The sequence below is a fragment of the Faecalibacterium sp. DFI.5.82 genome (assembly GCF_029076575.1).
Taxonomy (GTDB): domain Bacteria; phylum Bacillota; class Clostridia; order Oscillospirales; family Ruminococcaceae; genus Faecalibacterium; species Faecalibacterium duncaniae.
The window spans coordinates 95710-108377 of sequence record NZ_JARFIS010000003.1; the positions used below are offsets into that span (position 1 = coordinate 95710).

Genomic DNA, 12668 nt, shown 5'->3' on the forward strand with positions numbered 1-12668 from the left:
CCTAAATGAGAAATTCCGACCTCTCACACCACCGTGCGTACCGTTCGGTACACGGCGGTTCAATCAATTTAACAAGTAACACACCTTTCAGTATAGTAATCTAACATAGAAACTAATCCAAAACGGGTTAGTCTTTCTTTATTTATTGCAAAATTCATAACTCTTCGCTGACAAACATATGCTATTCGATTACCCGTATAGGCTGTAATCCTTGCTGTATCCTTATCTACTCCGAGTTTTATCAAGTTATTTATGCGGTTCTGCGGAGTTTTCCATTGTTTCCAAATGCACATGCGCAGTCTGCAACGAATTCTTGCGTCCATCTCTTTACAAAGTGTTTTCATACTACCTATCTTGAAATAGTTAATCCACCCTCTGATAAGCTGATTGAGTTTCATCACTTTATAACTGTTGCTAACGCCCCAGCTACGGCACGTGAGCTCTTTCATTCTCTTCTTAAATTTCGCTACTGATTTTGCATGCGGTTTCGCCTTGTATTGATGTGCTCTTGTATCAAAGTAGAATCCAAATCCAAGGTATTTAAGTCCTTGTGGTCTGTCTACCTTACTCTTGGTCATGTTGACCTTAAGCCCCAGTTTCTCCTCAATGAATCGTGAAATATTTCTCATGACTCTGTTGGCAGACATTTCACTTCCGACCATAATGATGCAGTCGTCCGCGTATCTTACAAAGTTAAGCCCACGCTTTTCCATTTCTTTATCGAGTTCATTCAGCATGATGTTTGCCAGTAACGGCGAGAGATTTCCTCCCTGGGGTGTTCCCACGATAGAGTCCTCATATTCATCATCAATCATGATTCCACTGACAAGGTACTTTCTTACGATAGAGATAACATCTCCATCTTTAATAGTTCTGCCTATGATAGTCATGAGCTTATCATGATTTACTGTGTCAAAGAACTTTTCCAAGTCGATGTCTACAATCCACTCATTACCGTCATTCATCATTTCAAGTGCTGTTAGAATTGCTTGTTGTGCACATCTGTTCGGTCTGAATCCATAACTGTGGTCATGGAACTGTTCCTCATAGATTGGCGTTAATACCTGTGCAATGGCTTGTTGTACAAATCTGTCTGTCACTGTTGGTACTCCCAGGTTTCTGACACCGCCATCAGGCTTTGGTATCTCCACTCTTCGTACTGGCTGAGGTTTATATTTTCTCGCCCTCAACTGTTCCTTGATGTTTTCGCCGTTCTTTGCAAGATGTTCTTTGAGTTCTGTGTACTTCACTCCGTCCACTCCCTCTGCACCTTTATTTCGTACGACTTGCAGATATGCCCTGTTGAGGTTATCGCTAGATAGTATCTGCTCCATTAGACTACTTGTGTCCATGCGTTCTTTCCTTTCCGTCTCGCTTGATTTGACCACCCTTTACCCGATTGGTTACGGCAGATGAATGTCTCCTCTGCAATACGAGACCTACTCAAACTTATTGATTGTTCGCCCCTTTGCTCCATCTCCATTACAGAGACTTCTTCACTACTATGGGCTCTGCTGACTTCTCACAGTTCGTTGTTACTAGGCTAATGGAACCTCTGTGAGATCTCCACGCTTAAGGTGCTCGCTCTTTCTCTCCATATATCCGCCACATTTACTCTGCTACTACAAAAGTGATAGTTATTAGATTTCGTTGTTCTTTGCCAACTTATCTCTCGTAGCCTAGCCTTATATGTGATTTCTGTCCGTCGGACCGGAGATTTGCTTACAGCTTCCTTCAGATTCCACCTCACGGTGGACACCCTTGCTGTTCGGCTATACACTTCCCACTATCTGGGCGTGTTCGGGACTTACACCCGTTAGAGCGCGCCCATGGCGCGCAAACAAAGAAAACGGCGGCTGTCCGTCCAGCCGCCGCAGGGGGCTTCGGGACAAATTGTCCCAAAGCGTTATCCTGTGATAAAACTCTTTAGCGAGTAGTTGAGACTGTCCAGCTTGTCAATGAGCCACTCCGCCACAGCGGGCAGGCCGAAGGGCGAAACAGCAAAGGCGATCACAAGCCCCTGTATGCCCCAGCGATCCCCCGTGAATAAAGCAAACAGGGCTCCGATCAGACAGAGAAAGGACAGGGCGCAGAACACCCATGACGCAAAGGAAAAAGCAAAATTCAATACTGCCACAAGGAGCGTGAGGGCCAGAACAAAGGGGGCCGCTAAAACTTTCAGAATGATCCGCATCGCTTGATACCTCCTTGAAAAGTGTGGTTTATGGTTCCTTACATGATAATTATACCTCTGTCCGGGAGGGACAACAAGGATGCCTCCGGCTTTCAGCACCTCGGGACAAATTGTCCCGAAGTAGTGAAAACCGGGGAGCGGCATACGCCACTCCCCGGCAGGATCAGAGCTCCACCAATGCGGAGAGCTTTTTCAGCAGATCGGACAGCGGCCCCCACAGGGCGGCATAGTCCCGTTGCAAAGCGGCGATCTCCTCGGGGTAAATCCCGCCGTAGGTGTTGGCCTGGATCGCCACTTGATTGAGGTTGTTTGAGCACCGCCGCTGGAGCGATACCAACTCCCGGACGGGCGAGAGGTCAACATGGAGCACATAGCCATTGAGGGCCATTTTCCGCATATAGGCCCCCATATTGCGGATGCCCGACTCGGCCATGCGCTGTTGAATAAGGGCCTGCTCCTCCTCGGACACCATCACATGGAGATGGATCGGGCGGCGGCGTTTCTTTGTCATCGTTCCTCCCGTTCCCGGCTCCGGCGCTTGTGGGGCGGTTCCTTAACCTTATCCAGCTCCTTTTCCTCCGGGGGTGGGGCCTGGTTATTGAGAACACCGTCCAGCATATTGTAATTGTGCTCGGTGGCGATCTCCGCACTTTTCATCGGGTTATATCTTTCTTCCATACAAATCCTCCTATCGGTCGCCCCGGTCGGGGGCCTTTTTCTTATGGATGGGATCGCCCTGGCTGGCTTCGGCCAGAGCTCCGGCCTCTTTCATCTGCTGGGCAATCGAGAGGGGCCTGTCATCGTTTTTTCGGGATAATTCAGAAATGACGGGGGCAGGACGGAGCTCATAGTCAGACGCCTCCTTTTCGGTCAGCGGCCTTGTATAAGTCAGATGCCCCCATGCCAGAAATGCGCCGCCCTCCACCGGGATGCGGCGGTCATAGTTGACGATCTCATCCGGGGCATTGTGGGGCGGTTTGGGGAATGTCCCGATGTCCACAGGCCGCTGGGTAGAGTAATACTTGTAAAGGCCGGGGGCCTCGGTCTGCACGATCCCCACATGGTAAAGCCGCTGATAGTCCTTTACCCGGTCTGAAAAATCCTGTTCCATAGCGGCCAGATCGTTGCCGTAATGTCCCCATTCATACTGCCGCTGGCCGTTCTTATCATCGTAACAGGCCCATGTGACATAGGGGGATGGAGCTGTGGGATGATGCCCCAGCGCAAAGCCCCTGCCATTTTCCAGCATCACAGCCTTCAAAATGGAATAGCCTTGATTTTTGTCCATAGTACCTCCTCTCAGAAAGCAGGTACTTCGGGACAAAATGTCCCAAAGTCCCGCTGTATGGATGTTGACAGCATCGGGGCAAACGGGGCCATACCGTAGAATGATACGGCAGGCCAACGGAACGGCCCCGGAAAGCCTTGCTATAAGCGGGTTTTTCAGGCCCTAATTGTCAACGGATGCACCCCGCTTTTTCCGCATATATTCCCGTTGCTGGCGGCGGTGGGCTTTCTTTGCACAGGCCGCCGAACAGTACGCCTGCCGCCTGTCCGGGGGAACAGGCCCGCCGCATACCGGGCATATCTTAAAATCTGGCCTTGGGCCCTCGCTCATAAGAGCCACTTCCAGCGCCGGATCAAGGGGCAGGACGGACTCCCGGAAATAGCGGCAGTATGATCCCGTCCAGCATTTACCCAGCATATAGCAATCGCTATCCAGCGGCAGGCATCCGTATTCCCGGTCATAGTTGGCGCACCATGTTACCACAAGAGAGCGGATCGCTGTCTTTTCTTTGCGTGTCAGTTCACGGGACAATCCATCACCTCCCGCCAGCCTCGGCCTTCAAAAGCTCCTTGTAGCAGGACACACAGGCGATCCCCCGCCAGTAACAGCAGCCATAACAGGCGGAGCCTCTGGGCGGCCTGTTCTTGGCAGGAGCCTGGGGACGGGGTTTTTCTTTCATCATTCGTTCAAAGGGACTGCTGGTAAAATTCATCTGATTTCCTCCTTTTCTTCGGTTTCGTCCTCCTCGTCCCACGGGGGGCCGTCATCTTCAAACTCGTCATAGCCCGGGTACTCCCCGCCATCGTCCTCCTCGGGTTGGTCAGCCTGCTGGTGTTTCGGACGGTAAATCTTGAAATACCATGCGGCCCCGCCGCCGATGCCCATGACAGCCAGCACCAAAAGGATCATCCCGGCGTTGCCCGGCTTCTCGGGTTCCGGCTCAGGCTCCGGGGCAGGCTCGGGCTCCGGCTCTGCACCTACGCATTTCCCCATATTGACGGAGCACACCGGGCAGTCTGTATTCACAGTCCCCGCCGCACATTTCTCCGGACAGGAGCAGACCGCCTGTTCCACGCCAGCGGCCTCGGCTGCGGCCAGCAGATCCCCCTCATCCACAACGCTGAAAAAGTAGGTTTCATACTGTTCACCTTCCTCGTCCACAGGCTTGTCATAATCAATGACAATGTAAAAGGTATTGCCGCCGCTGGTCTGGACGGTAATAAACTGCTTGTTGGTGTGCTCGTCATAGAGCAGATCACGGGTTACAAGGTTTCCCTCCTCAGAAAAGCCCTCGCCCGGCGTAATAGTCGGCTCCGGGGCCGGGGTTTCCATTGTGGGATCGCCGTAGTCCTCGCCCTCGCCGCCTGCGTAGGCATAGGCGGGAACGCTAAAGCCGCATAACAAAACAGCGGCACAAAGCGCCGCTGTCAAAACTTGAAACCGTTTCATATTCAGTTTTCCTCCTTTTCCTTATCCTCGGACTTCGGGACACTTTGTCCCAAAGCCCCGCCGCCTTTCAGCTTTTCAAACAGCAGGGGCAGCTCCGCAAGGGGGATGCTCATGCCACGCACGATGTCCACGATCTCGCTGTTTTCCGCCTCCAGCTTTTTCTGCTCCAGCTCCTTGAGCCGGGCCTGCTGTTCGCTGATTTTGGCCTTGACCTTATCAATCTCGGCTTGGATTTTCATGCTTTTTGCTGTTGCCATAAATGACCTCCAATCATGGTAAACGCCCGTAGGCGTAAAAATGAGACTGCCAGTAGCTTGTATTTAAGTTTGCGTATCCGATGGGATCGCCACAATGGAGCATCCGCCCATCGCCTACATAAATCCCACAGTGGCTCACGCCCGGGGTATCATAGGTTCCCTTGAAAAACACAAGGTCACCGGGCCTTGGGGAGCTGGTCGGAGTGCAGATGTTGTAAAGCCCCTGCGCCCCAAGGCGGCCCACATTCCAGCCGGAATGATTGATCACCCATGACACATAGCCGGAGCAGTCAAAGGATGTAGACGGGCTGGAGCCGCCCCACACATAGGGATAGCCGATGTATTTCTCTGCCTCCGAGAAAATAGCGGCGAATGTTTCATCGTCCAGATATTCCCCCGGAACCTCATAGCCCTCCGGCGGGTTGGTAATGTATTTGTCCACATAGGGAGAGTCGGGAAACAGGTCGGGACGGTTGCCGAGGGTGGACATATAGATGGAATACCGGGACATCTGTTCTTCGCTCAACAAGGAAACAGGCAGGTGGGACAGGTTTTTGTTTTCCAGCGTCACATAGCAGATGTACCACGAATAGGGTTCATCGTCGCTGTCATAGCGTGTCTCCACCTCCACACGCTCCGTCAGAATATACTGGCGGTCATAGAGCATTTGCAGGGAGCCCTCCACCTGTGAAAGCGTCCATTCCCCCTCATGGAGTGCCGACAGCAGGGAAATGAGCACATAGGGATCGTGTTCGATCTCGTCCAGATCGAAGTGGTACTCATCATAATCATGGGTGCTTTCGTAAGTATCAAGGTAGGTTTGCAGTTCTGCCTCCAGCCCGGCATAAGCCGCCTCCGCCCCTAAAATCGCCTCATCCGCAGAGGGGTAAGTGGTGGCTCCCAGCGCCCCGGCTCCGGCGTTGCCGATGGACACCAGCGAGGACGAACAGGACTGGAGCAGGACGATCACAAGGACACAGGCCAGCGCCAGCAGGCATCCGACTGGATGGCGCTTCACAAACCCGGCGACCCGGGCTGTCAGCTTTTCCGTGGCGGCGGCTGTTTTCCCGGCGGCTTTTGCGCTCTGTTTTGCGGCCTCCTTCGCCCGCTTCTGGTATTGCCTTCTAAGCCGCTGTTTCTGCCAGTACCGGGTAAAATAGTTTTGGAAAAGCTCCGGGTGCTCCTGTGCGGCGGTGTGGAAATGATAATCCGCCGCCGCTTCCTGATACCTGGCCTCGGCCCGGCTGGCCGCCCTTGCCGGATGCTCCCGGACTTTGCGCTTTACAAACCGGGAGCCATGCCGCAGGACAACCTCCCCGGCAAGCTCCGAGCGGTGGGCCCCTTCCGTTCCTACATTTTCCTGTTCCACCTCGTAGAGCTTGCCATGCACAAAGCCGTGAACGCTCCATCCGGCGGCCCCCGCCGCCTTACGGATCGGGCCTTTTTGTTTGGGCGGCTTCTGCTTTGCCAGCTTTTCCCGGGCGGCCTCCCGTTTTTCGCCCCGCTTTTCCATGCGGAGCTTGGATGCCGCCGCTTGTTCCTGCTGGCTTTTCTGCCGGAATTTTGACTTTGGGACACTTTGTCCCGAAGTGCCAGCCGCCCCGGGCTCCTGTTCAGAGCCAGCCCCAAAAGCAGAGCCCTCGGGCTCGGCAGCCCCGTTTCCGGGTTCCGTATGCGTTTGGGACTCCGGGCGTGGTTTATTCGGTTTTCGCTTCATTCTTCATATCCTCCGGTCGGGTGGTTAAGAGGTCATAGATTTCCCCCTTCGGGAACCGATCCACAAACGGGATGGTCACATTCCCGTAAAACAGCAGGCCCTCGCCGGAATTAGAGTGGGTAATGTAGGAAAGCTGGTGCTCGGAAATACCGAGCTGTCTTGCCAAAATCGCCCGGTCACTCTGCGCCTGCGAGAGCAAAATCATAAAGTCGGTGTTGTCCAGAATGTTCTCGATCTCCCGGCTGGCCAGAAGGTCTTTCACATTCTGCGTGAGGGCGCTGGGAACGCAGCCTTTCTTTCTCAGCATTTTCCACACCGCCACAAAATAGCTGGCGGTCAGCGGATCACGGAGCAGGACATGGAACTCATCGAAATAGCACCATGTCGCCACGCCCTCCCGGAAGTTGGTATCTACCGCCTGGGACACAAATTCATTTGTGATGTGCATGGCGATCTTGCGGAGGTTTTCTCCCATGTTTTTCAGCACGATACACACCACCCGGCTGTCGGTTTTCACATTCGTGGGATGGTTAAACAGGTTGAGGGAGCCGGTGCAGTAGAGCTCAAGGGCGGTTGCCACACGCCGGGCCTCGGGCTCCGGCTGTTTCAAGAGCTCCTCGTACAAGTCCTGCAAAAGCGGGGTTTTTCCCGTATCAAGCCCAAGGGCCTGTTCCCGGTACACCAGCCGCACACAGCGGTCAACAACTGTCTTTTCGATGGGCTGTAAGCCTTCCTTTCCGCCTACCACCAGCTCGCACAGGGAAAGCAGGAAATCCGCCTTCATGGAAAGGGGGCTCTCCCCGGCGGCCATGTTGAGCTCCACATCCATCGGGTTTAGGTGGTGGGGGCTGTCCGGGGCAATCTCGATCACCTGTCCGCCCAGCCTGCGAACCAGCGGGGCATATTCACCCATCGGATCAACAATGATAATCCGATCCTGGGGAATGGTCAGAAAGACATTGAGCAGTTCCCGCTTTGCCGCAAAGGATTTTCCCGAGCCCGTAGAGCCGAGGTACATTCCGTTGGCCGACTTCAGCTTTTTACGGTCAGCCATGATGACATTGTGGGAAAGGGCGTTCATGCCATAGTAGAGGGCCTGCCCGTCCATCCGCAGCTCCCTTGTCATAAAGGGGATAAAAATTGCCGTGGAGCTGGTTGTCATACCACGCTGGATCTCCACTTCGTTGTAGCCGAGAGCCAGCGAGGACACAAAGCCCTGCTCCTGTTGCCAGTCCAGCCGCTTGAGGGCGCAGTTGTATTTCTGTGCGATGCCGCCCACGGTAAACACATCGTTTTCCAGCCGCTGGCGGGTAGGGGCCATATTGACTACCGTAAAAGTCAAAAGGAACATTCTCTCGTTGCGGGACTGGAGGTCAGCAAGAAGCTCCGCCGCATCCTTGGAAAAGGTAATGAGGTCGGGCGGGAGAATGTCGGGATCGTACCCGGCTCGGACAGCCTTCCGCTGTTCCTCCACCTTCATTTTTCCGATGTCGGAGATTTTTCCCTTGATGGTTTTGATAGCCTTTAGCTGATCCACCGTCTGGATATGGAGGGTTACGGTCATTTCCGCATCCAGCTCCAGAATTTCCGCCAGCAGTTTATCCGAGAGCTCAGACGCTAAAATCTGCAAGTAGGAAACAGCGCCCCAATACTGGCCCACCCGGAACAGGCGGGAGTGCCGGAAGTCAAAGCTGTCCGGGGCGATATAGTCCTTGGTGCCGAGCCCCGTCTGCGGGATGTCCTTCCATGAAAAGCGGAACGGTTCCCGGTTGCCCGGATGCATCTGGCTGTGAAGCAGGGCCAGCCTTGCCCGCCCGTCCATCGGTTCACAGGGAACACCCAGCCGCTTAAAGTTGCCCATCACATCGGCCTCCACACGCTCCAGACGGGGCCGGGCCTCCACGATCCCTCCGGCTGGGATGCCGAAAGTAATGTACTTGGAGCGTTCAATCCCGTTGTTAGACCGGGCGATCTGGTTTTTCAGCATCCCGGTAAATTCCTCCCGGACGCTGTTAAAATCATCATCCACCTGGGGAATGTTTACCTTATAGCGGCTCCGGGAGTGGGAGCGGCGGTTGATAAAGGAAAGCTGGAACGGCAGGGAGCTGTCAAAGTAGTTGAGAAATGAGCTCCAGCCGCCAAAGATTGCAGTCTGATCCTCGGTGGATGCCACGGAATAATTGATGTCCTCATATTCCACGGTCTTTGTGTAGAGCCCGCCGGGGAGCTTGCATACCCCGTCCGGGTGCATCGCCACATAGGGGATCGTCTGCTGGGCGGACAGGGCCGCCCTGTTTTTAGCCTTTGCGGTTTTTCTTCCGCTGGTTTGATTTGCCTTTCGCAATCGCATCCTCCTTTCTCACAGCGCCCCGTCCGGCAAAGGGGGCGTAAATGTTTTGTGTCTGATAGGGCCTGACTCCGGGCCGCAGAAACCGGGCCCGTATGATGTTTTTCAGCACCTTTTCCGCTGGGAGCCCGTCTTTTTCATACATGGCCAGAAGAAACGCCGGGAGCATCACGGCCAACATAAGGAACATGGCCCCGGTATTACCGATAGATCCTCGGGCCAGCAGATAGGACGGGATGCCTACCGCCGCCGCACAGCCAAAACAGATGAGCTGGCGCTTGGTAAGGTTTAGGGCCATTTTGGTTTTTACTTTTGACAGGTCGTTGGGTACATTCACATAGGGCATGGATCAGCCTCCTTTCCGGCCCCTTTAACCTCGGGACACTTTGTCCCAAAGTCCGGGATCGTGCTTTTCACTTCATTTCCCCACACCTCCCAGCCGGGCGGGGACTGTCTGGCAAAGAGCTCCACCCGGGGCAGGTCGCCCATAAGGGTCACGATCTTTTCCCGGGCCTCGTCCGGCTTTTTGCTGTGGGCTTCAATCGGGGAAATGATAAACTGATGGATATTTGCCGCCTTCCGTTTGGGATGGCCCCTGGTAGCCAGCAGGCAGATTTCCGCATTTCCCCTCGTCCAGAAGCCAAGACCATAAAACCAACTGTCTGCCTTTTTATTCTTTTTCAGCCAGACAAAGGCCACAGACTTATAGCGGAAGCCCCACGCCTCTATGAGCCGCAGGGCCTCCGGGAGCTGGGGGAAAGTCGCCCACAAAAAAAGTGCGCTGTCCGGGGCGGCCAGATCAGCCACCGGGAGCGCACACAGCTCGTCAATCCCCATTGTGGGATAATGGTTTTCTGCCGCCCCCTGTACCTTACTGCGCTGGTACTGCCAAGGGGGATCGGCGTAAATGATAGAATAGTTTCCGATAGTCATACTCCTTTCTGCCCGGCTTTGACCGCCTCAGTAGCCAGCCGGATGCGTTCTGTAGCCGGGGCGTAAAAGGCCGGGGCGGTTTCAAAGCATACAAAGCGGCGGCCCGTATTGACAGCAGCCACAGCAGTCGTGCCGGAGCCAGCGCAGATGTCTGCCACTACCTCCCCGGGCCGGGTATAGGTTCTGATGAGATACTCGCACAGCTCCACGGGTTTCTGCGTGGGGTGGACGGTACGCTGTACGGAAGAAAAGGCCAGCAGGTTTCCGGGGAAACGAAGGCCATCCTCTGATCCGCTGCTGGAACGCAGGAATTTTCCATAGTTGGGGCTGTTGTCCCCTGTCCGGGAAATTTTCTTATAGGGCTTGCCCTGTTCAAACTGCGGATCGTAATAGGGCAATTTTTGATAAAACACCAGAATGTTTTCCGTCCGTTTTAAGGGAGCCCGCCTTGCATTGAGAAAGCCAGTACACCTGCTTTTGTACCACACCCATTCATAGCGGAGCATAGAGAGGTTGGATGCCCCCAGCACCTTATCATAGGGGCATTGTGCGAAAAACAGCACTGCGCCATCCGGCTTGACCGCCCACTTGACCGCCTCCCACAGCTCCGGGAGCGGGAGCGGCACATCCCAAAAGTTCCGGGTAGTGCCATAGGGCGGATCGGTTAGGAGCATATCAACCGAGTGCTTCGGCAAAGAGCGCAGCCCTTCAATCCCGTCCATCAAAAACAGCCCCTCCGGGCAGGCTGGAGACTTCGGGACAATTTGTCTCGAGGTCACATCACCTGTCATCCCGGGCCTCCTTCTTCTTTGCCGGGGCGGTTCGGGCGGCATTTTCCTTCCCGGCCTCCCTTGCGGCCTGTGCCATCTGCTCCTTAATCGGGGTGGGGCGGACTGCCTCGGCCCGGGCGATGAGCTTTTCCACCGCTGAATGGTATGCCTGGGCTCCCGCCGCATTGAGCCGCTCCTGGGTGGCCCGGTCATTGATCCGCACCGTGGAGCGGTAGCCTGTCCTGCTGGTGGGATCGGGTTTGCTGGGAGCTCCAAGGAAAATCCCGTTCTTACCATCCACCACCTTGAAATCGTCAATCACTACACCGCCATAGTTGACGCTGGCAAAGCCGATGAGCTTGCCCTGGGGCTCAATCGGGCGAACCGTGACTTCGATGGGAACAGCGGCCTCCTGCAAAATTGCGTCCGTCCGCAGCTTAACCGCCTCGTCCACCGTCACGCCTTTTACCTCGGCCAGTTCCGCAATCGGCGCATCGAACAGCCAGCGCCGCTCCTCGGCGGCGATCTGTTCCGGGGTTAATATGACATCCTTACTCAAAATTGTTTCCTCCTTTCCCGGCCTCGGGACAAATTGTCCCGAAGTCCGTCCGTTTAATGCGCCCCGAAGATGCGCTGGGCGATGCCGCCTGTCTTAAACAGCATGAAGCACAAAAGAACCGTATAGCCTACGGTTCCCCATATCGCTCCAATCGGATCGCCGCCTGTGGCGATGCCCTGGATGAGCACCGCATAGATCGCAACACAGACCAGTATGAGCATCCCTTGAAAGCCCACGGCGAACAGGGATTTTAGGTAGTTCTGCCCTGTACCGCCCAGCTCTCGGTTGGAAAGCGTGGCAACGGGAAGGGGGGCCAGACTGGTCATTAAATATATTTCAATCATTCTTCCGTACACCAGAACAAAAATGATGATCCCCATAATCTGCATGGTCAGCCCGATTACAGAGGACTGGAGCCACAGGCCAAGGAGCGGCCCCAAGTCCATGCCCTCCAGCGTGGTTTCCAGCTCCGCCAGCATATCCGGCGTAATGTCGGTGGAGCCTTGGATGAGCCCCGCCGCATCCGCAATCACGCTCTGCGACACATCGAACACCGCCATGACAATATCAAAGGTGTTGGAAAGAATGAGGATGGCACAAGCGGTTTTGAATACCCATTTGTAGATATTCGCCACATCAAACTCGTGCATATTGTTCTTTTCCAAAAGCATCTGTATCAGCTCGTAGGTGGCAACAAAGGTCAGCACCAATCCGGCAATCGGCAGGATCACCGTTTCGGAAAGCTGGCGGATAAGGGAGAAAACCCCGGCGTTCCATGCCGCCGGGGTAGTCCCTACCTGTACCGCAATCTCTCCGACTTTGGCATTGACGGTATCAAAGAGCCCTTCGAGGTTCCCCATGATACCGCTGATCAACAGCTCTTTCAGCCAGTTCGTGAGCCAGTCGGTGAGAAAATCCATAAGCCCTCCTTAGAACAAGCCAGACAGCAGGGGGATCAGCGTGGTTCCCAAAAGGATGATGCCGCCGCCAGCCATGAGCTGCTTCATGCCCTGGCTCTTGGAACCTGGGTTGTCCGATCCATAGCCCTCCAGCAGATTGACAACGCCCCACACGCCAAGTCCAGCGCCGAGGGCTACAACAAGAGTCTGCAAAGTATCAATAGCGGAAGTGAAAAACTGCATAGAGCCTCCTTT

General features: G+C 54.6%; 17 protein-coding genes. All 17 read right to left on the bottom strand.

Annotated elements, in window-relative coordinates; translation table 11 throughout:
- Positions 1-68 precede the first annotated feature (68 nt).
- The 17 genes from ltrA to P0G09_RS06195 all read right to left on the bottom strand — a co-directional run bounded on the left by ltrA (position 69) and on the right by P0G09_RS06195 (position 12656).
- Positions 69-1352, bottom strand: coding sequence for a group II intron reverse transcriptase/maturase (gene ltrA, locus P0G09_RS06115; protein ID WP_118504789.1), 1284 nt, complete (start codon positions 1350-1352; stop codon positions 69-71).
- A 554-nt stretch (positions 1353-1906) separates the two neighbouring features.
- On the bottom strand, positions 1907-2194 hold the full coding sequence (locus tag P0G09_RS06120) for a CD1845 family protein (protein WP_205488807.1): 288 nt from the start codon (positions 2192-2194) through the stop codon (positions 1907-1909).
- 163 nt (positions 2195-2357) lie between these two features.
- The gene (locus tag P0G09_RS06125) at positions 2358-2705 is read right to left on the bottom strand and encodes a plasmid mobilization relaxosome protein MobC (RefSeq protein ID WP_148355534.1); all 348 of its coding nucleotides are present in this window, start codon (positions 2703-2705) and stop codon (positions 2358-2360) included.
- Positions 2702-2872, bottom strand: a complete 171-nt coding sequence (locus tag P0G09_RS06130; protein ID WP_005933602.1) for a DUF4316 domain-containing protein — start codon at positions 2870-2872, stop codon at positions 2702-2704. The genes P0G09_RS06125 and P0G09_RS06130 overlap by 4 nt, the downstream gene beginning before the upstream one ends.
- Before the next feature lie 10 nt (positions 2873-2882).
- Positions 2883-3482 (bottom strand): hypothetical protein, encoded by a 600-nt coding sequence (locus P0G09_RS06135; protein WP_057572720.1) that lies wholly within the window; start codon positions 3480-3482, stop codon positions 2883-2885.
- A 162-nt stretch (positions 3483-3644) separates the two neighbouring features.
- Positions 3645-4013: a cysteine-rich VLP domain-containing protein gene (locus P0G09_RS06140; protein ID WP_005933611.1), complete on the bottom strand. Its 369-nt coding sequence runs from the start codon at positions 4011-4013 to the stop codon at positions 3645-3647.
- A 4-nt stretch (positions 4014-4017) separates the two neighbouring features.
- Entirely contained in the window at positions 4018-4194 is a 177-nt protein-coding gene (locus P0G09_RS06145) for a hypothetical protein (RefSeq protein WP_275252218.1), read from the bottom strand.
- A complete protein-coding gene (locus tag P0G09_RS06150) occupies positions 4191-4931 on the bottom strand; it encodes a DUF4366 domain-containing protein (protein WP_217296190.1) in 741 nt (246 codons plus the stop codon). The genes P0G09_RS06145 and P0G09_RS06150 overlap by 4 nt, the downstream gene beginning before the upstream one ends.
- Positions 4932-4933: 2 nt before the next feature.
- Complete coding sequence (locus tag P0G09_RS06155; RefSeq protein WP_217296191.1) at positions 4934-5188, bottom strand: DUF4315 family protein; 255 nt, start codon at positions 5186-5188, stop codon at positions 4934-4936.
- Positions 5189-5201: 13 nt separating this feature from the next.
- Positions 5202-6905: a C40 family peptidase gene (locus P0G09_RS06160; RefSeq protein ID WP_217296192.1), complete on the bottom strand. Its 1704-nt coding sequence runs from the start codon at positions 6903-6905 to the stop codon at positions 5202-5204.
- Positions 6886-9156, bottom strand: coding sequence for a DUF87 domain-containing protein (locus P0G09_RS06165; protein WP_254281777.1), 2271 nt, complete (start codon positions 9154-9156; stop codon positions 6886-6888). The genes P0G09_RS06160 and P0G09_RS06165 overlap by 20 nt, the downstream gene beginning before the upstream one ends.
- A 46-nt stretch (positions 9157-9202) precedes the next feature.
- Entirely contained in the window at positions 9203-9598 is a 396-nt protein-coding gene (locus P0G09_RS06170) for a PrgI family protein (RefSeq protein WP_015560022.1), read from the bottom strand.
- The gene (locus P0G09_RS06175; RefSeq protein ID WP_217296194.1) at positions 9586-10185 is read right to left on the bottom strand and encodes an MT-A70 family methyltransferase; all 600 of its coding nucleotides are present in this window, start codon (positions 10183-10185) and stop codon (positions 9586-9588) included. Before P0G09_RS06175 ends, P0G09_RS06170 begins: the two co-directional genes overlap by 13 nt.
- Positions 10182-10976: a site-specific DNA-methyltransferase gene (locus P0G09_RS06180; RefSeq protein ID WP_005933631.1), complete on the bottom strand. Its 795-nt coding sequence runs from the start codon at positions 10974-10976 to the stop codon at positions 10182-10184. Before P0G09_RS06180 ends, P0G09_RS06175 begins: the two co-directional genes overlap by 4 nt.
- Positions 10966-11514 (bottom strand): septation protein SpoVG family protein, encoded by a 549-nt coding sequence (locus P0G09_RS06185; RefSeq protein ID WP_195556687.1) that lies wholly within the window; start codon positions 11512-11514, stop codon positions 10966-10968. Before P0G09_RS06185 ends, P0G09_RS06180 begins: the two co-directional genes overlap by 11 nt.
- A gap of 53 nt (positions 11515-11567) precedes the next feature.
- The gene (locus P0G09_RS06190) at positions 11568-12434 is read right to left on the bottom strand and encodes a CD0415/CD1112 family protein (RefSeq protein WP_054328111.1); all 867 of its coding nucleotides are present in this window, start codon (positions 12432-12434) and stop codon (positions 11568-11570) included.
- Positions 12435-12443: 9 nt separating this feature from the next.
- Positions 12444-12656, bottom strand: a complete 213-nt coding sequence (locus tag P0G09_RS06195; RefSeq protein WP_014080814.1) for a Maff2 family protein — start codon at positions 12654-12656, stop codon at positions 12444-12446.
- Positions 12657-12668 lie beyond the last annotated feature (12 nt).